Origin of the sequence: Bradyrhizobium canariense, from assembly GCF_019402665.1 — a bacterium.
Taxonomy (GTDB): Bacteria; Pseudomonadota; Alphaproteobacteria; order Rhizobiales; family Xanthobacteraceae; genus Bradyrhizobium; species Bradyrhizobium canariense.
Window position 1 is genome coordinate 107,839 of the sequence record NZ_VSST01000063.1, and the last position, 17,962, is coordinate 125,800.

The window sequence follows — 17,962 nt, forward strand, 5'->3', positions numbered from 1 at the left end:
TTCACTTCCGCGGAGACAAACAGTGGTGGGTTACGCTGCGCTAACCCACCGTACGCACCCTGGCGAGCCGATCAATCCAAACGCCGAACGCAATCCCAACCGCATACGCCAGCAAATTCCATGGCGAGAAGATGCGCCCGAGCAGCAGCGCCCCGGCCGTGGTCAACCGGAACGCGTCGAGCCAGGGCATGTGCACCAGCCGGGAGAATTCGACCACGACCGCGATCACGGTCGCGATGGCCGCCATCCGCGCCCGTGGCAGCCGCGGCAGCAAAACGCCGACCAGCAGAAACACCATCGTTGCCCATAGCAGCGAGCCGCCGTACTTCACCACGAAGGCCGGCAGGCCGATCGGAAAGCCGTACCAGCGCAGCGAGAGTCCGCAGGCAATAACCGCCAGCGCCAGACCGGCGCGGATCAGCGATGTCCGAAGTGGCGCAATGGGTTTGACCGGTTGCGCCTCGTGCATTGCTTGCTCCATTGACTCTTTCGCGGCGATGCTCAAAACCCCCGATCAGCCCATAAAAGCAACAACCCCGGGGGAAGCCATGAGCCAGACCACGACCTATGCCGGTTCGACCGGCGCAGCCAAGTTGGAAATCGAGACCTCGACGATTCGTGCCATCTCCTGGCGCCTGATCCCATTCCTGGTGCTGGCCTACTTCTTCTCCTATCTCGACCGCGTCAATCTCGGTTTCGCCGCGCTGACCATGAATGCCGAGCTGAAATTCACGCCGCTGATCTTCTCCTGGGGCGCAGGCATCTTCTTCATCGGCTATTTCATCTTCGAGGTGCCGAGCAATCTGGCGCTGGAGAAGTTCGGCGCCAGCCGCTGGATCGCCCGCATCATGGTGACCTGGGGCATCATCTCGGCGCTGATGGCGCTCACGAGCGGCGTCACGAGCTTCTACGTGCTGCGCTTCCTGCTCGGCGTCGCCGAGGCCGGCTTCTTCCCCGGCATCATCCTCTATCTCACCTATTGGTATCCGGCCGAATACCGCGCCCGCTTCCTCGCGGCCTTCGCCATCGCCGTGCCGGTCTCCACCTTGATCGGCGCGCCGGTCTCGGGCCTGCTGCTCGGCCTCGACGGCGCGATGGGCCTGAAGGGCTGGCAGTGGCTGTTCATCATCGAGGGCATTCCGTCTGTGCTGCTCGGCATCGTCACCTGGTTCTATCTCACCGACAGGCCGGAGAAGGCGGATTGGCTCTCGGCCGAGCAGAAGGCCTGGCTCAAGACCAAGCTCGATGCCGAGATCGCGGCCAAGCAGGCGGTGAAGCATTTGTCGCTCAGTGAGGCGCTGACCTCACCGAAGGTGATCATGCTCGCCCTGGTCTATTTCGGCTTCGTTGGCGCGCTGTATGGCATGCAGTTCTGGTTGCCGCAGATCGTCAAGGCGTTCGGCCTCACCAACGCCCAGACCGGCTTCGTCACCGCCATCCCGTATCTGTTCGGCACCATCGCGATGATCCTGTGGGCACGGCATTCCGATGCCACGCGCGAGCGCGTGATGCATGTCGGCGCGCCGTTGCTGCTCACCGCCGTCGCTCTCGGCGTCTCCTCCTATCTCACCGACCCCACCCTGACGATGATGGTGCTGACGGTGGCCGCGATCGGCGTGTTCTGCTGCTTCGGGGTGTTCTGGACCTTGCCCACCGCCTGGCTCTCCGGCACGGCGGCGGCCGGTGCCATCGCCTTGATCAACTCGATCGGGAATCTCGCCGGCTTCGGTGGGCCCTATCTGATCGGCTGGGTCAAGGAAGCCACCGGCCAGACCTCGACCGGACTGCTCGTGCTCGCGGTGCTGCCGCTGATCGCCGGCATCCTGGTCTTCATCGGCGGTCACGAAAGCAAGCACGAGTTCGCGGAGCAGGGGCGGCGATAGCCTCGAAATGTCGCCTCCGCGAAAGCCAGGGCCTATTTCCACGCGGCCCTCTGGGGGACCTGCGGTGCGACGCTTTCTTCGAACAGTCCAGGCTTCCGCCAGGGGCAGCCCGCGGAGGTTACCACCTCTTAACGATCACAGATTCCTGATGACTGACGATTATTGACTTTTATCAGTGATTAGTCGACATTCCTCTCATTGCAGCCGAGGGAGTGTCCTCCGATGTTCGTCCGATCCGTTTTGTCCAGCTATTCGAGGCTCTTGGCCGGTGTTTCGCTGGCGCTGATGGCTGCCGCCCTCGCTGGGTGCAATGACACCGTCGCTGAAAAGGCCGAGCCGCCGCGGCCGGTTCTTGTCGCCACCGCCCATTATGATGCCGAAAAGCCCGAGCGCAGCTTCGTTGGCACCATTAGGCCGCGGATCGAGAGCGATCTGGGCTTTCGGGTCGCCGGCAAGGTCGCCAAGCGTCTGGTCGAAGTCGGCCAGACCGTCGAAATCGGCCAGCCGCTCGCGGTCCTCGATGAGGTCGATCTGAAGCTCCAGGCCGAGCAAGCCGTCGCCGAGCAGACCGCTGCGACCGGCGTGCTGGCCCAGGCCGCCGCCGCCGAGCAGCGCGCCAAGGATTTGAAGGCCAAGGGCTGGACCACCGACGCGCAGCTGGATTCGAGCCGCGCCGCCGCCGACGAGGCGCGTGCCCGCCTGAACCGGGCCGAGCGCTCGGTCGAACTGACCAACAATTCCCTTTCCTACGCGACGCTCAACGCCGACGCCCGCGGCGTCGTCACCGCAACGCTGATCGAGCCCGGCCAGGTGGTCGCCGCGGGCCAGGCTTCGATCCGTGTCGCCCGCTTTGCCGAGAAGGAAGCGGTCGTCGCGATCCCTGAGACGCTGGTCGGACGTGCCAAATCGGGCGCCGCCAGCGTCACTCTTTGGTCGGAGCCGGGCAAGAAATATACGGCCAAGCTGCGCGAGATCGCGCCCACCGCGGATCCTGCGACACGCACTTATCTCGCCAAGTTCTCGCTGCCCGAGGCCGACGACAAGGTCTCGCTCGGCATGACCGCGACGCTGACGCTGTCGGACGCTGCGACCGAGCGCGTTGCGCGGCTGCCGCTGTCGGCACTGTTCAACGAAGGCGGCAAACCGTCCTTCTACGTCGTCGACGACAACGGCGGGGTCACGCTGAAGCCGGTGACGGTGAAGTCCTATGAGAGCAACGACGTCGTCATCACCGGCGGTGTCGAAGAGGGCGCCAAGATCGTCGCCCTCGGCGTTCAGAAGCTCGATCCGGGCCAGAGGGTGCGGATCGTCTCGTCACTGTCCTTTTAAGTCTCGTTTACGAGTTGCGTCGTGTGAGGTGAGTTTCGGCCCGAGCGCAAATGCTTTGGCTGAAGCGGCGAAGCGATCCAGAACCTGCCCAGCCCCCTGGATTGCTTCGCTGCCTCGCGACGACGCGTTGAACAGAGTGGCTGTCGTTTTTTGCAACCGGATCATCTTTGGAGAGTGCGATGAAGCGCTTCAATCTTTCGGCCTGGGCCGTCAGCCATCCGACGCTGATCCTGTTCCTGATGCTCATCCTCGGCGTCGCCGGGTTCTTCTCCTATCAGAAGCTCGGTCGCGCCGAGGATCCGTTCTTCACGGTGAAGGTGGTCAACGTCTCCGTGCTGTGGCCGGGCGCGACCGCGCAGGAGATGCAGGCGCAGGTCGCCGATCCCATCGAGAAGAAAATCCAGGAGCTGCCTTACTTCGAGAAGGTGCAGACCTATTCCAAGCCCGGCTTCACTGCGCTCCAGGTGACCTTCCGCGACTCCACGCCGCCGAAGGACGTTCCGTATCTCTTCTATCTGCTGCGCAAGAAGCTGGCCGACGTGCAGGGCCAGTTGCCCGCAGGGATTCTCGGACCCGTGGTCAACGACGAGTTCTCCGACGTCGATTCCATCCTCTACATGATGACCGGCGACGGCGCCGACTACGCCCAGCTCAAGAAGGTCTCGGAGGGTTTCCGTCAGCGCCTCCTGAAGGTGCCGGGCGTGACCAAGGTCGACGTCTACGGCAACCAGGATGAGCGCATCTTCGTCGAATTCAGCCATGCCAAGCTCGCCACCCTCGGCATCACGCCGCAGGCGCTGTTCGATTCGCTCGCCAAGCAGAACAACGTGACGCCGGCCGGCACGGTCGAGACCTCGTCGCAGCGCGTGCCGCTGCGCGTCACCGGTGCGCTCGACGGCGCCAAGGCCGTCGCGGAGACTCCGGTCGAGAGCAACGGCCGCGTGTTCCGCCTCGGCGACATCGCCACCGTCAGCCATGGTTACGTCGACCCGCCGAGCTTCATCGTGCGCCAGGAAGGCAAGGCCGCGATCGGCATCGGCGTCGTCACCGCCAAGGGCGCCAACATCCTCGATCTCGGCAAGGAGGTCGAGAAGGCGACGGCTGAATTCATGAAGGCGGTGCCGCAGGGCGTCGACATCAAGCTGATCGCCGACCAGCCCAAGGTGGTCGAGCACGCCGTCAGCGAATTCGTGCACTCCTTCATGGAAGCCCTCGTCATCGTGCTGTTCGTGTCGTTCCTGGCACTCGGCTGGCGCACCGGCATCGTGGTCGCGTTGTCGGTGCCGCTGGTGCTCGGCATCGTCTTCGTCGTCATGAACACCATGTCGCTCGACCTGCACCGCATCACGCTCGGTGCGCTGATCATCGCGCTGGGCCTGTTGGTGGATGACGCCATCATCGCCGTCGAGATGATGGTGGTGAAGATGGAGCAGGGCTGGGACCGCATGCGTGCGGCGTCCTTTGCCTGGGAATCCACTGCGTTTCCGATGCTCACGGGAACGCTGGTCACGGCCGCTGGCTTCCTCCCCATCGGCTTTGCCAATTCCGCGGTCGGCGAATATGCCGGCAGCATCTTCTGGATCGTGGCGATCGCGCTGGTCGCGTCCTGGTTCGTGGCGGTGATCTTCACGCCCTATATCGGCGTCATGCTGCTGCCGAACATCAAGGTGCACCACAATCACGATCCGCACGCGGTCTACGAGACCCGCATGTATCGCGGCCTGCGCGCCATCGTGCAGTGGTGCGTCAACCACCGCATCACGGTGGTGGCCGCGACCGTCGGCGTCTTCATCGCCTCGATCGTCGGCTTCGGCCACGTCCAGCAGCAGTTCTTCCCGCTGTCCGAGCGCCCCGAGCTGTTCCTCCAGCTTCGCCTGCCCGAGGGCACCGCCTTCAACGTCACGGAAAAGGCGGTGAAGAAGGCCGAGACCATGCTCAAGGACGACAAGGACATCGAGACCTACACGGCGTATGTCGGGCAGGGCTCGCCGCGCTTCTGGCTCGGCCTCAATCCGCAGCTTCCGAACGAGGCTTTTGCCGAAATCGTCATCGTCGCAAAGGGCGTCGAGGCGCGCGAGCGCATCAAGGCCAAGCTTGAAAACGCCGTTGCCGACGGCGCGCTCAACGAGGCCCGCGTGCGCGTCGACCGCTTCAATTTCGGTCCCCCCGTTGGCTTCCCCGTGCAGTTTCGCGTCATCGGCCCCGATGCCAACAAGGTGCGCGAGATCGCCTACCAGGTCCGCGACGTCATGCGGCAGAACAAGAGTGTCAAGGATGTCCAGCTCGACTGGAACGAGCAGTCCCCTTACCTCAAGCTCGTCGTCGACCAGGATCGCGCCCGCGCCATGGGGCTGACCCCGCAGGACGTGTCGCAGGCGCTGTCGATGCTGATCTCGGGCTCACAGGTGACGACCGTGCGCGACGGCATCGAGAAGGTCGGCGTGGTCGCGCGCGCCGTCTCGTCCGAACGGCTCGACCTCGGCGCTGTCGGCGATCTCACCATCACCTCGCGTAACGGCGTGGCCGTGCCGCTGCAGCAGATCGCCAAGATCGAGTATGCCCACGAGGAGCCGATCATGTGGCGGCGTAACCGCGACATGGCGATCACCGTGCGTTCCGACGTCGTCGACGGCGTGCAGGCGCCCGACGTCACCGGCCAGATCGCGCCGAAGCTGAAGGCAATCAAGGACAACCTCGAGCCGGCCTACCGCATCGAGGCGGGCGGCGCGTTCGAGGAATCCGCCAAGGGCAACGCCTCGATCTTCATTCTCTTCCCGCTGATGGTCATGGTGATGCTGACGCTGCTGATGTTCCAGCTGCAGAGCTTCTCGCGCCTGATCCTGGTGTTCCTGACCGCACCGCTCGGCATTGTCGGCGCCTCCTTCGGGCTCAACCTCGCCAACGCCCCGTTCGGCTTCGTGGCGCTGCTCGGCCTGATCGCGCTTGCCGGCATGATCATGCGCAACGCGGTCATCCTGGTGGATCAGATCGAGACCGACGTTTCGCATGGCCTGACCCGCCGTGAGGCGATCGTGGAGGCGACTGTCCGCCGGGCCCGTCCGGTGGTGCTGACGGCGCTTGCCGCCATCCTCGCCATGATCCCGCTGTCGCGCTCGGCGTTCTGGGGGCCGATGGCGATCACCATCATGGGCGGCTTGTTCGTTGCGACCTTCCTCACGCTGCTGTACCTGCCGGGCCTCTACGCCCTCTGGTTCCGCAAGAGCCTGGACGAGGCGGGCACCCCCGAGCAACCTGCCGCGCCGCAGCATGGGAGCGATGACCAGAACGCAATTCCGCTTGCTGAGGCGGCTGAATAAGTGAAGATGAACTGCTGATTGACGAGTCCTGACAGATGACACTGGTTTCGGAACATATCGAAGGCGACACCCGGGATCGTATTCTCGAGGTGGCCGAGCGGCTGTTCCGCCAGATCGGCTATCTCAAGACCACGGTCGGGGACATCGCCAAGGAGCTCAAGATGAGCCCCGCCAACGTCTATCGCTTCTTCGAATCGAAGAAGGCGATTCATCAGGCGGTGGCCCGCTCGCTGATGGGCGAGGTCGAGCTGGAAGCGCAGCGGATCGTGGCGAGGCCCGGTCCGGTAACGCCGCGCTTCCGCGAGCTGCTCACCACCATCAATCGCATGAACACCGAACGCTATGTCGGCGACAATAAGCTGCACGAGATGGTCGAGATCGCGATGCAGGAGGACTGGGATGTCTGCGTCAACCACATGGAGTGTATTGCCGGGGTCATCGGCCAGATGATCGCGCAAGGCGTGGCGTCCGGCGAGTTCGAGGCGCCGGACCTGCAACTGGCCGCGCTCTGCGCCTGCACCGCGATGATGCGGTTTTTCCACCCCCAGATGATCGCCCAGTGCGCGACCAAGCCGGGCCCGACCATCGACCAGATGATCGATTTCGTCATCGCGGGATTGTCCCCGCGCCACTGACGCGGCGACGGATTTCCTCCTATAAGCAGGCCCACCGCCCCGGAATGACGGCTGGTGGCTGGCAAGGACGGATTAACACACTCCGTCATTGCGAGCGTCGCGAAGCAATCCAGACTGTCTCTGCGGAAGGATTCTGGATTGCTTCGCTGCGTTCGCAATGACGAGAAGGAAACAGCGCGTGACCGACAAAGACCTGCACTTCTACGAGCCCGCCAAGGGCCACGGCCTCAAGCACGATCCCTTCAACGCCATCGTCGCGCCGCGGCCGATCGGCTGGATTTCGTCGCGCGACACCAAGGGCCACGTCAATCTCGCGCCCTACAGCTTCTTCAACGCGTTCTGCTATGTCCCTCCGATCATCGGCTTCTCCTCCACCAATTGGAAGGACACGGTCGCGAACATCCAGCAGACCGGGGAGTTCGTCTGGAATCTGGCCACCATGGACCTGGCCAGGCACATGAACGCGACTGCCGCGCACGTCGGCCCTGAGGTCGACGAGTTCGAGGTTGCCGGCCTCACTGCCGTGCCCGGCAGACTCGTCAACGTGCCGCGCGTCGGCGAGAGTCCCGTCGCCTTCGAGTGCAAGGTGTCCGACATCGTCCGGCTCAAGGGCGCCAACGGCAAGGAAGCCAATGCCTGGCTGACGCTCGGCGAGGTCGTTGCCGTCCACATCGACAAGGCCATGATCAAGGACGGCGTCTACCAGACCGCCGCCGCCCACCCGATTGTCCGCGCCGGCCGCAGCGGTGATTATTTCGAGATCAAGCCGGAAAACATGTTCGAGATGGTGCGGCCGGATTAAGGCCGCTGCTCTCTCTGTCGTCGTTCCGGGGCGCGCCATTAGGCGCGAGCCCGGAATCCATTCATCGACCAATGCTGGCGCACGATGGATTCCGGGCTCACGCTTCGCGTGCCCCGGAATGACGTGAGGACTGGCGCGGCCAACGGCCCCCTCCCGGAACTGCCACCACGCCTCGGCCGTTATGGCCCTTGGGCGGCTGCCCGGCCGCGTCAATTCGCGTCTTTTCGCAGGTGAAGTGTTCACCTCCGCCGGCCACTTTCCGCTAAAATGCCCGATCACCGCGCCGATGCATGAGGTCCGCCATGAGCTTCCGCCGCGACACCCTGACCAAGCCGATCTTCTCCTGGGCGCGCGGCGTGCTGCCGGCGATGTCGGACACCGAGCGCGAGGCGCTGGAGGCCGGCGACGTCTGGTGGGACGCCGATCTCTTCACCGGCAACCCCGATTGGTCGAAACTGCTGAACGTCCCGCCGGCAACGCTGAGCGAAGAGGAGCGGGCCTTCCTCAACGGCCCGGTCGACGAGCTCTGCGCCATGCTCGACGAGTGGAAGATCTTTTGGGAATGGCGCGACCTGCCGCCCGACGTGTGGCACTTCATCAAGCGCGAAAAATTCTTCGGCATGATCATTCCGAAGGAGTTCGGCGGCCTCGGCTTCTCGCCTTATGCGCATTCGGAAGTGGTGCGCAAGATCTCGACCCGCTCGATTGCCGCCGCGGTGACGGTGATGGTGCCGAACTCGCTCGGCCCCGGCGAACTCCTGATGCACTTCGGCACCAAGGAGCAGCAGCAGCGCTGGCTGCCGCGTCTTGCCGACGGCCGCGACATTCCCTGCTTCGGCCTCACCAGCCCGGAGGCCGGCTCCGACGCCGCCTCGATGGTCGACACCGGCATCATCTGCAAGGGCACCTTCGAGGGCCAGGAGGTGCTGGGCCTGAAGCTCAACTGGCACAAGCGCTACATCACGCTCGGTCCCGTCGCGACGCTGCTTGGCCTCGCCTTCAAGGCCTATGACCCCGATCATCTCGTCGGCGATCAGGAAGAGCTCGGCATCAGCGTGGCGCTGATCCCGACCAACCTTCCCGGCGTGGAAATCGGCAAACGCCATCTGCCGTCGATGCAGGTGTTCCAGAACGGCCCGAATTGGGGCCGCGACGTTTTCATTCCGCTCGATTACGTCATCGGGGGCCAGGCGCGGCTGGGGCAGGGCTGGAAGATGCTGATGACGGCGCTCGCCGCCGGCCGCGGCATCTCGTTGCCGTCGCTCTCCGCCGCCGGCGCCGCCTATGCCGCGCGCACCACCGGCGCCTATGCCCGCATCCGCGAGCAGTTCGGCATTTCCATCTCCAAGTTCGAGGGCGTCGAGGAGCCGCTCGCGCGCATCGTCGCGACCGCCTATCAGCTCGACGCGGCGCGACGGCTGACCTGCGCGGCGTTGAATGCCGGCATCCATCCTGCCGTCATCTCGGGCATCATGAAGCTGCACGCGACCGAGCGGATGCGCACCGCGGTCGACGACGCCATGGACATCCATGGCGGCAAGGCCGTGATCGACGGCCCGCAAAACTATCTCGGCAATCTCCACCGTGCCGTTCCTGTCGGCATCACCGTCGAGGGCGCCAATATCCTCACCCGCAATCTCATCGTGTTCGGGCAGGGCGCCATCCGCGCCCATCCCTATTTGCTCGACGAGATGAATGCGCTTGCCGATGCCGATCGCGAGCGCGGGCTCACCGCCTTCGACAAGGTGTTCTGGAAGCATGTCGGCCACAGCTTCGAGACACTCTTGCGCGCGTTCGGCCGGAGCTGGAGCTTTGGTGTCTTCGCGCTTGCACCCGATGCGGGTGACGCCAGGCCCTTCTATCGTCAGCTCTCGCGCTACTCCGCGGCGTTTGCCCTCTGCGCCGATATGGCGCTGCTGACGCTCGGCGGAGCGCTCAAGCGCAAGGAGATGCTGTCGGCGCGCTTCGGGGACATCCTGTCCGAGCTGTATCTGCTCTCGGCCGCGCTCAAACGCTGGCAGGACGAGGGCCGGCAGAAGGAAGATTTTGCCGCGCTCGAATGGTGCATGGCGACGGGCTTTCGGACCATCGAGAACCGGCTTGCCGAGATTCTCGCCAATCTGCCGAACCGTTTCGTCGCAGGCATCCTCAAGTTCGTGGTCCAGCCCTTCGGGGCTCGCGTGCTGGGTCCCTCCGACCGGGTCGTGCATCAATGCGCAAGCCTCGTGCTGGAGCCGTCGGCCGCGCGCGACCGCCTCACGCCCGATCTCGCTTATGTCGATGACGATGGCGGCTTCGCCCGGCTGGAGCGCGCGTTCAACCTGGTCGCGGCCACGGACGCCATCGCCAGGCGCATGCGCGCGGCGCATCTGAGCGACTGGAAGGATGCGGTCGCCAAGGGTGTGATCACGCAGGCCGAGGGCGAGCAGCTGGCCGCGGCCCGCGAAGCGGTGACAAAGGTGATAGAGGTCGACGATTTTGCGCCGGAGGCGCTGTCGCCGATTTACAAGAAAACCGGCGACGTGCATCAGTTCTTCCAAGAACTCGGTGAACAGAGGGCGGCGAGCTGATGGCACGACCGGTTTTCATCGTCGACGGCAGCCGCACGCCGTTTCTGAAGGCGCGCTCGGGGCCGGGGCCGTTCACGCCGGTCGATCTCGCCGTGCAATGCGGCCGGCCGCTGCTGGCGCGCCAGCCGTTTTCGCCTGATACCTTCGACCAGGTCATCCTTGGCTGCGTCAACGTGATCGCTGACGAAATGAACCCGGCCCGCGTCGCAGCACTCCGGCTCGGCATGGGCGAGGACATGGTCGCCTTCACCGTGCAGATCAATTGCGGCTCCGGCATGCAGTCGATCGACACCGCCTATCGCTACATCCGCGAGGGCCATGCCGACATGATCCTCGCCGGCGGCACCGAGGCCTTGAGCCACGCGCCGCTGGTGTGGCCGAATTCCGGCGTGCGCTGGTTTGCCGGGCTCGCCACCGCCAAGGGCGTCGCCGCGAAGCTTGCCGCGGCCTTCAAGCTGCGGCCGCGCTATCTCAAGCCGATCATCGGCCTTGAGCGCGGGCTGACCGATCCCATTACCGACCTGAACATGGGCCAGACCGCCGAAGTCGTCGGCCATCTCTTCGACATCACCCGCGCGCAGTCCGATGCCTATGCCGCCGAGAGCCATCGCCGGCTCGCGCATGCGCAGGCGGAAGGTTTTCTCAAGGGCGAAGTCGAAACGGCGTTCTCCCGCGACGGAAAATTCTTCGACCATGATGATGGCGTGCGTCCGGACTCGACAGCCGAGACGCTCGCGAAACTGAGGCCGGTGTTCGAGCGTCCCTGGGGCCAGGTCACTGCCGGCAATTCCTCGCAGATCACGGACGGCGCGTCCTGGGTGATCCTGGCTTCCGACGACGCGGTCGCCAAGTACAAGCTGACGCCGAAGGCTGTCATCGTCGACAGCAACTGGGCCGCACTTGATCCTGCTATCATGGGTCTTGGTCCTGTGATGTCGGTGACGCCGCTACTGAAGCGCAACGATCTCACCATCCAGGACATCCAGACCTGGGAGCTCAACGAGGCCTTCGCCACCCAAGTGCTCGGCTGTCTCGCCGCCTGGAATGACGACAAATTCTGCCGCGAGATTTTGGGGCTGGACGGCGCCGCCGGCGAGATCGACCGCGAAAAACTCAATGTCGATGGCGGCGCTATCTCGCTTGGGCATCCCGTCGGCACCTCCGGCAATCGCATCGTGCTGCATCTCGTCAACACGATGAAGCGGCTCGGCACGCGGCGCGGCATTGCCACCGAATGCATCGGCGGCGGGCTTGGCGGCGCCATGCTGATCGAGGCGGTGTGACCATGGATTCCAAGATCATGACCGCGCTCGGCGACCGCGTGCTGGAGCTCGGGCCCAAGCCCGCTGCCGATAGTCCCTACAAGCACTTCAAGCTGACGCGCGACGCCGACGGCGTCGCCTGGCTGCTGTTCGATCGTACTGACGCCAGCGCCAATACGCTGTCCTCTGAAGTGATGGAGGAGTTCGATGCCGTGCTCGCCGCGATCGAGACCGAGCGTCCTGCCGGCCTCGTAATCCGCTCCGCAAAGCCGTCCGGCTTCATCGCGGGCGCCGATGTCAACGAATTCCGTGGCGCCGGCGATGCCGGGATGGTGGAGACGCAGATCCGCGCCGCCCATGCGGTGGTCGATCATCTGGAAGCGCTGAAGCTGCCGACCGTCGCGGTGATCCACGGCTTCTGCCTCGGCGGCGGCCTCGAAGTCGCGCTCGCCTGTCAATCGCGTATCGCGATCGACGGCGCGCGCTTCGGCTTCCCCGAGATGATGCTGGGCTTGCATCCCGGTCTCGGCGGTACCGCGCGTTTCACCGCGCTGGTCAATCCGACCCAGTCGATGGCCTTGATGCTGACCGGCCGCACCATCGATGCCCGCCGCGCCAGATCGCTCGGGCTCGTCGACACGGTGACGCAAGAGCGCCACGTTCGCAATGCGGTCAGGGACGCACTGTTCGGCCGGCTCAAGCGGGCGCGGCCGGGTTTTCTGACGCGTGCGGCGAATTTCGGCCCGGTGCGCGGGCTGCTGGCCCGGCGCATGCGCTCGGAGGCGGCGAAGGCCGCGTCCCGCGAGCATTATCCTGCGCCCTATGCCTTGATCGATCTCTGGGAGACCCATGGCGGCAGCAAGGCCGCGATGCTCAGGGCAGAGCAGGCTTCGTTCGCCAAGCTGATGGTGACGCCCACCGCGCAGAACTTGATCCGCGTGTTCTTCCTGCGCGAGCAGATGAAGAAAGCGGCTGGGAGCGGCAATACGATCAAGCATGTCCACGTCATCGGCGCTGGTGCCATGGGCGGCGACATCGCGGCCTGGTGCGCGGGGCAGGGGCTGCGCGTCTCGCTCGCCGACATGAAGGCGGAGCCGATAGCGGGCGCCGTCAAGCGCGCCGCTGATCTTTTTGGCAAGATCATTCGGAAACCTACCGATGTCCGCGACGCGCTCGATCGCCTGATCCCCGACATGGACGGGGAGGGCGTCCGCAACGCCGATCTCATCATCGAGGCTGTCCCGGAGAAGCTCGAACTCAAGCAGAAGGTCTATGCCGGCCTCGAGCCGCGAATGAAGCAGGGCGCGATTCTCGCGACCAACACCTCGAGCATTCCGCTCCGGGATTTGCGCACCATGCTGGCGCGGCCGGAGCGGCTGGTGGGCCTTCACTTCTTCAATCCGGTGTCGCGGTTGCAACTGGTCGAAGTCGTCAGCCATGACGGTAACGATACGCAGGTGCTGAAGGAGGCACTCGCTTTCGTCGGCGCGATCGATCGGCTGCCGTTGTCGGTGAAGAGCTCGCCGGGGTTCCTCGTCAACCGCGCGCTGACGCCCTACATGCTGGAAGCGATGGTGATGCTGGACGAGAAGATCGACCAGCGCCTGATCGACGCCGCCGCGGAGCAGTTCGGCATGCCGATGGGACCGATCGAACTGGCCGACCAGGTCGGGCTCGACATTTGTCTCGACGTCGGCGACATGCTGCGTAGCAAGTTCGGCGATCTGCTGCCGCCGACGCCGGCCTGGCTGCGGGAGAAGGTCGCCAAGGGCGAACTCGGCCGCAAGACCGGCAAGGGTTTTTACGTCTGGCGCGACGGCAAGGCCGAGAAGGCGCCGTTGCCCGAGACCGGTCCGCGCGTCACCGACCAGATGATCGACCGCCTGGTGCTGCCGATGTCCAATGTCTGCGTTGCGGCGCTTCGCGAGGGTATCGTCGATGACGCCGACATGGTCGACGGCGCCATGATCTTCGGCACCGGTTATGCACCGTTCCGTGGCGGTCCGCTGAATTATGCGCGCACGCGTGGCGTCGATCATGTCGTATCCACCTTGCGCGCGCTGGCCGGGAGATTCGGCGAGCGCTTTGCGCCGGATCCGGGCTGGGATAATTTCAAGTGAGCAATCTTCAAGTGAGCAATCTTCAAGTGAGGGCGGCATGAACGAACAAGCCAATGCCGGGCCGGGCGGCGATCTCTGCATCCGTACGCTGGCGATGCCGGCCGACACCAACGCAAACGGCGACATCTTCGGCGGCTGGTTGCTCAGCCAAATGGACGTCGGCGGCGGCGTGTTTGCGTCAAAGGTCGCGAAGTCGCGCACGGTGACCGTCGCCATCGAGGCGATGAATTTCCGCAAGGCGGTCTATGTCGGCGATCTCGTTTCGGTCTATGCCAATCTCGTCCGCGTGGGCCGCACCTCGATGACCGTGCATCTCGAAGCCTGGGCGCTACGGCGCAGGGAGCTCCAGCCGATCCTGGTGACCGACGGCAATTTCACTTACGTCTCGATCGACGAGGACGGCCGTCCGCAAACGATCCAGAGAAACGATCCACCAATCGCGACGTAATCGCGCGCGACTTTGCGTCCCATCTCAAGTGCGGCGCCGCCAAACGCGGCGCGACTGAGTCACGGCGCCGCGGCTTTGCCAAGAACCAGTCATAAAACGGATGAGGTCCCGGCGTACTCGATCCCGTGTCGATCCGGGGTGGAAACGGCGTCAAAATGCCCAGGAACCTTTGGGCAGAACTGCCGTTATTTGCCCGCACTGAGGAATCCACGGACCATGCCGGACAGCTACATCATCGAAGTCGATTCGCAGACCGCAGGTATCGTCGTTCGTTCCCAGGGAGGCTATTGCTTTTTCGCCTCATCCAACCGCTTTAACCGTCTCGAAGGCCAGCTCTTCCGCAACGCCCGCGAAGCCGAGCGCGCCGCGCGCAAGCTGGTTAACGGTGACGTGAAGGAAGCGGCGTAAGCGCAGCTGTCATTCCGGGGCAGGCGTAGCGTGAGCCCGGAATCCATTTTGCCGCAGAGAACGTCGACGAATGGATTCCGGGTCCGCGCCTTTCGGCGCGTCCCGGAATGACACCTTCAATCACAACTTCGTCGCCGCCCGCGAGAGCAGCTTCCAGTCGTCGCCCTGCTTCTGCCAGTTCATCAGGATGTGAAGGTTGGTCGGCACTTTTTTCCCATCGGCCGCCATCTCCTGTTCCGCCACCCAGTGGAAGCGCACGATCGCAGCCGGGCCGACGACCTTGATGGTCGGGTCCTTGTACTCGATCGACAGGAATTTGGACTTGCCGTCGGTGGCGTTGGCGATGAAGGTCGCCTTGTCCTCGACCTTGCCGCTGGAATGGCTGTAGCTCACTTCGTCGGCGCAGAGCGCGCCGAGCGCCTTGGGATCGGCCGCGATCTGGGCGAGACGGAAGGCCTCGACCTTCTTCGCCACGGCTTCCTCGTCCGCCGTGGCCGCCAGCACCGGTGTTGTGAGCGCTGAAACTGCAAGAGTGGAGACGGCAAGAGCTGGGACTGCAAGAGTCGAGAGAGCCAGATCGCGTCGGTTGATCGTCATCGTTTCCTCCTTTTTGATCTTGCATGGAGTGTTGCAGCCGCGCGCGACTTTGTCGAGTGTCGCGTGGTGGTCATGCACGTGCGTCATTGCGCGATTGGCGCTGTATTGATACGGCTTTCGTATTGATGCGTCATATATCGGGAAAGTACGGACATGATCGAGGCTATCGGCAGGGCGTTGCTGTTCGACATCGACGGTACGCTCGCCAACACCGATCCGCTGCACCTGAAGGCCTTCAACCAGGTGCTCGGCCCTCGCGGCCATGTCTTCGATCACGCGCGCTTCTCCAGGGAGCTGCAAGGCTTCGCGAATATAGCGATCGGCGAGCGCTTTCTGCCCGACGAGGCGCCGGAACGGCGTGCCTTGATCCTCGATGAGAAGGAGGAAGTCTTCCGCGAACTCGTCGCCGGGCAGATCGAACCGCTGCCGGGCCTGATGGCGCTGCTCGACAGGGCGGATGCGGCCGGTATTCCCATGGTTGCCGTGACCAACGCCCCGCGACTCAATGCGGAGCTGCTGCTGTCCGGCCTCGGCATCACGCACCGTTTCAAGGCGCTCGTGATCGGCGCCGAGCTGTTGCACGGAAAGCCGCATCCGCTGCCTTATCAGGAAGGGTTGCGCTTTACCGGCGCCAGCGCGATGGCCTCGATCGCGTTCGAGGACTCCCGCACCGGCGTGCAATCGGCCGCGGCGGCCGGCATTCCGACCATCGGCATCCGGACCAGCCTCAGCCATACTGATCTCGTCGCCGCCGGGGCCATCGCTTCCGCCAGCGCCTTCGACGACCCGGACCTGCTCGCGCGCCTCGCCGCTGCGATGGCGTGGTGAAGACCTCGTCCGTTAACCGTGATCGGCGCGCGCATTGACCGAACGCGCGAACCGCCGCACCATGCAGCTTCCTGACTTGAGGCCATCGCCGTGACCGGACTGACCCATCGCCAAGCCGAAATCCTCAACATCGCGCGCGCCTCGGGCCGCGTCATGGTCGAGGAGCTGGCGCGCCGGTTCGAGGTCTCGGCGCAGACCATCCGCAAGGATCTCAACGATCTCTGCGAGCGCCGCTCGCTGACCCGCATCCATGGCGGCGCCATCATCGCCTCCGGCGTGGAAAACCTCGCTTATGAGGCGCGGCGCTTCGTCGCCGCCGACGAGAAGAAGGCGATTGGAGCCGCGGCCGCCTCGCTGATCCCGAACGGCTGCTCGCTCTTCATCAACATCGGCACCACGACCGAGGAGGTGGCGAGCGCGCTGACCTCGCACGAGGACCTCCTCGTCATCACCAACAATCTGAACGTCGCCATGCTGCTCTACCGCCATCCTCGCATTGAGGTGGTGGTCGCCGGCGGCACGGTACGACGCGCCGACGGTGCGGTGGTCGGCTCGACCGCGACGCAGCTGATCGGCCAGTTCAAGGTCGACTACGCCATCATCGGCGCGTCCGCGATCGACGAGGAGGGCGCGCTGCTCGACTTCGACTATCGCGAGGTGCAGGTGGCGCAGGCCATCATCGCCAATGCCCGCAGCGTCATGCTGGTCGCCGATTCAACCAAACTCCGCCGCAGCGCGCCGGTGCGCATCGCCCATATCAGCCAGATCCAGACCTTCGTCACCGACCAGGAATTGCCTGAGCGCCTCGCCACCATCTGCCACGGCAAGGGCATCGAGGTGATGGCGGCGATGCCGAAGGGGGCGGATGTCGATGAGGCTCAGGCCGATGTGCAGGATGCAGCACCTGAATCGGCGCCGGTGGTGCGGCTGAGGTAGGACTATGGGTCGTCCCACGGGTTCAGCAGCGGCACGCCGAATACCGCGAAATCCTTCACTTTGCGTGTGACGAGCATGAGGTTGTTCGCGAGCGCGGTCGCGGCAAAGAAGCCGTCCATGACAGACAATGCGACGCCGCTTCTGCGGCTCTGAGCCATGAGGTCACCCCAGCGTTCCGCCACCGCGTGGTCGATCGGCAGGGTGCGCCCGGCAAAACGCTCCGGCAGATCGTGGGCAAGCCAGGCGGCCAATGCTGCGCGCCGACGGCCGTCCTCCAGCAATGCGATGCCGCGGCGAAGCTCGGCGATCGATGCCACGCTGATGAACGCACGATCCTCGTCGATCGTATCAAGCCATGACAAGACTTTCGGCGAAGGGGCCGGCCTCTGGACCTCCGACAACACGTTGGTGTCGAGCAGTAGATTCACGGCGTCTCGTCGTGCACGCGTTCAAGCTCGAGGTCGGCGCTGCGCAGCGGCGAAGCCAGCAGGAATTCGGCCAAGGTTCCTTTGCGCGCCGTCTTGCGCGCCCATTCCTCGGCGGAAACGATCACCGCATTGGGCTTGCCGTGTCGGGTGATGATTTGCGGGCCGGCTTGGGCACGGTCGATCACCTCGGAGAGCCGGGCCTTGGCGTTGGCAAGCGTCCACGAGTCAGTCGCCGGTGAGTCTGGTGCAGTGCTGTGTTCTGTCATGCAGATAAAGACCAATATGACTATCGTAACTAATAATGGTCGTCGACGACTATTCAAGAGCAATAATGCTGCGCGAATCCCGTCCCGAACTGCCCATTTCCACACCCATATGCCCACTCGAAAGTTCCGCTTT

General features: G+C 64.4%; 16 protein-coding genes. 12 read left to right on the plus strand and 4 right to left on the minus strand.

Annotated features, from left to right (window positions below):
• Positions 1–40: 40 nt before the first annotated feature.
• Positions 41–469, minus strand: coding sequence for a ribosomal maturation YjgA family protein (locus FXB41_RS30905; protein WP_219684512.1), 429 nt, complete (start codon positions 467–469; stop codon positions 41–43).
• Between the two features lie 79 nt (positions 470–548).
• Here FXB41_RS30905 and FXB41_RS30910 point away from each other — a divergent pair, with 79 nt between their 5' ends.
• From FXB41_RS30910 to FXB41_RS30955, 10 genes are all read left to right on the plus strand, one after another.
• Complete coding sequence (locus tag FXB41_RS30910) at positions 549–1,883, plus strand: MFS transporter (RefSeq protein ID WP_219684465.1); 1,335 nt, start codon at positions 549–551, stop codon at positions 1,881–1,883.
• Positions 1,884–2,105: 222 nt separating this feature from the next.
• Entirely contained in the window at positions 2,106–3,212 is a 1,107-nt protein-coding gene (locus tag FXB41_RS30915; RefSeq protein WP_219684466.1) for an efflux RND transporter periplasmic adaptor subunit, read from the plus strand.
• A 179-nt stretch (positions 3,213–3,391) separates the two neighbouring features.
• Positions 3,392–6,529, plus strand: a complete 3,138-nt coding sequence (locus FXB41_RS30920) for an efflux RND transporter permease subunit (RefSeq protein ID WP_219684467.1) — start codon at positions 3,392–3,394, stop codon at positions 6,527–6,529.
• A gap of 35 nt (positions 6,530–6,564) precedes the next feature.
• Complete coding sequence (locus FXB41_RS30925; protein ID WP_007595185.1) at positions 6,565–7,164, plus strand: TetR/AcrR family transcriptional regulator; 600 nt, start codon at positions 6,565–6,567, stop codon at positions 7,162–7,164.
• Between the two features lie 178 nt (positions 7,165–7,342).
• Entirely contained in the window at positions 7,343–7,966 is a 624-nt protein-coding gene (locus tag FXB41_RS30930; protein WP_219684468.1) for a flavin reductase family protein, read from the plus strand.
• A gap of 302 nt (positions 7,967–8,268) precedes the next feature.
• Positions 8,269–10,536 (plus strand): acyl-CoA dehydrogenase, encoded by a 2,268-nt coding sequence (locus FXB41_RS30935; RefSeq protein WP_219684469.1) that lies wholly within the window; start codon positions 8,269–8,271, stop codon positions 10,534–10,536.
• Positions 10,536–11,819: an acetyl-CoA C-acetyltransferase gene (locus FXB41_RS30940; protein WP_219684470.1), complete on the plus strand. Its 1,284-nt coding sequence runs from the start codon at positions 10,536–10,538 to the stop codon at positions 11,817–11,819. The genes FXB41_RS30935 and FXB41_RS30940 overlap by 1 nt, the downstream gene beginning before the upstream one ends.
• 2 nt (positions 11,820–11,821) lie before the next feature.
• On the plus strand, positions 11,822–13,918 hold the full coding sequence (locus tag FXB41_RS30945; protein ID WP_219684471.1) for a 3-hydroxyacyl-CoA dehydrogenase NAD-binding domain-containing protein: 2,097 nt from the start codon (positions 11,822–11,824) through the stop codon (positions 13,916–13,918).
• A 37-nt stretch (positions 13,919–13,955) separates the two neighbouring features.
• Positions 13,956–14,366 (plus strand): acyl-CoA thioesterase, encoded by a 411-nt coding sequence (locus tag FXB41_RS30950; RefSeq protein WP_007595177.1) that lies wholly within the window; start codon positions 13,956–13,958, stop codon positions 14,364–14,366.
• 216 nt (positions 14,367–14,582) lie between these two features.
• Entirely contained in the window at positions 14,583–14,774 is a 192-nt protein-coding gene (locus tag FXB41_RS30955) for a hypothetical protein (RefSeq protein ID WP_007595173.1), read from the plus strand.
• A gap of 120 nt (positions 14,775–14,894) precedes the next feature.
• Here FXB41_RS30955 and FXB41_RS30960 read toward each other — a convergent pair whose 3' ends face one another.
• Entirely contained in the window at positions 14,895–15,371 is a 477-nt protein-coding gene (locus tag FXB41_RS30960; RefSeq protein WP_007595170.1) for a nuclear transport factor 2 family protein, read from the minus strand.
• 153 nt (positions 15,372–15,524) lie between these two features.
• On the opposite strand from FXB41_RS30960, the gene FXB41_RS30965 reads away from it, so the two are divergent.
• The gene (locus tag FXB41_RS30965; RefSeq protein ID WP_007595168.1) at positions 15,525–16,199 is read left to right on the plus strand and encodes an HAD family hydrolase; all 675 of its coding nucleotides are present in this window, start codon (positions 15,525–15,527) and stop codon (positions 16,197–16,199) included.
• 90 nt (positions 16,200–16,289) lie between these two features.
• The gene (locus FXB41_RS30970; RefSeq protein WP_007595163.1) at positions 16,290–17,135 is read left to right on the plus strand and encodes a DeoR/GlpR family DNA-binding transcription regulator; all 846 of its coding nucleotides are present in this window, start codon (positions 16,290–16,292) and stop codon (positions 17,133–17,135) included.
• Between the two features lie 2 nt (positions 17,136–17,137).
• Here the strand turns inward: FXB41_RS30970 and FXB41_RS30975 are convergent, their stop codons facing one another.
• Together FXB41_RS30975 and FXB41_RS30980 are read right to left on the minus strand one after the other, a co-directional pair.
• Positions 17,138–17,563, minus strand: a complete 426-nt coding sequence (locus tag FXB41_RS30975) for a type II toxin-antitoxin system VapC family toxin (protein ID WP_219684472.1) — start codon at positions 17,561–17,563, stop codon at positions 17,138–17,140.
• Complete coding sequence (locus FXB41_RS30980; protein ID WP_007595159.1) at positions 17,560–17,829, minus strand: type II toxin-antitoxin system Phd/YefM family antitoxin; 270 nt, start codon at positions 17,827–17,829, stop codon at positions 17,560–17,562. The genes FXB41_RS30975 and FXB41_RS30980 overlap by 4 nt, the downstream gene beginning before the upstream one ends.
• Positions 17,830–17,962 lie beyond the last annotated feature (133 nt).

What these genes read in the sequence shown, in the direction of transcription:
- FXB41_RS30955 (WP_007595173.1), top strand. Translation starts at nt 14,583, where the DNA reads ATGCCGGACAGCTACATCATCGAAGTCGATTCGCAGACCGCAGGTATC.
- FXB41_RS30920 (WP_219684467.1), top strand. Translation starts at nt 3,392, where the DNA reads ATGAAGCGCTTCAATCTTTCGGCCTGGGCCGTCAGCCATCCGACGCTG.
- FXB41_RS30925 (WP_007595185.1), top strand. Translation starts at nt 6,565, where the DNA reads ATGACACTGGTTTCGGAACATATCGAAGGCGACACCCGGGATCGTATT.
- FXB41_RS30935 (WP_219684469.1), top strand. Translation starts at nt 8,269, where the DNA reads ATGAGCTTCCGCCGCGACACCCTGACCAAGCCGATCTTCTCCTGGGCG.
- FXB41_RS30905 (WP_219684512.1), bottom strand. Translation starts at nt 469, where the DNA reads ATGCACGAGGCGCAACCGGTCAAACCCATTGCGCCACTTCGGACATCG.
- FXB41_RS30945 (WP_219684471.1), top strand. Translation starts at nt 11,822, where the DNA reads ATGGATTCCAAGATCATGACCGCGCTCGGCGACCGCGTGCTGGAGCTC.
- FXB41_RS30915 (WP_219684466.1), top strand. Translation starts at nt 2,106, where the DNA reads ATGTTCGTCCGATCCGTTTTGTCCAGCTATTCGAGGCTCTTGGCCGGT.
- FXB41_RS30965 (WP_007595168.1), top strand. Translation starts at nt 15,525, where the DNA reads ATGATCGAGGCTATCGGCAGGGCGTTGCTGTTCGACATCGACGGTACG.
- FXB41_RS30910 (WP_219684465.1), top strand. Translation starts at nt 549, where the DNA reads ATGAGCCAGACCACGACCTATGCCGGTTCGACCGGCGCAGCCAAGTTG.
- FXB41_RS30960 (WP_007595170.1), bottom strand. Translation starts at nt 15,371, where the DNA reads ATGACGATCAACCGACGCGATCTGGCTCTCTCGACTCTTGCAGTCCCA.
- FXB41_RS30980 (WP_007595159.1), bottom strand. Translation starts at nt 17,829, where the DNA reads ATGACAGAACACAGCACTGCACCAGACTCACCGGCGACTGACTCGTGG.
- FXB41_RS30950 (WP_007595177.1), top strand. Translation starts at nt 13,956, where the DNA reads ATGAACGAACAAGCCAATGCCGGGCCGGGCGGCGATCTCTGCATCCGT.
- FXB41_RS30940 (WP_219684470.1), top strand. Translation starts at nt 10,536, where the DNA reads ATGGCACGACCGGTTTTCATCGTCGACGGCAGCCGCACGCCGTTTCTG.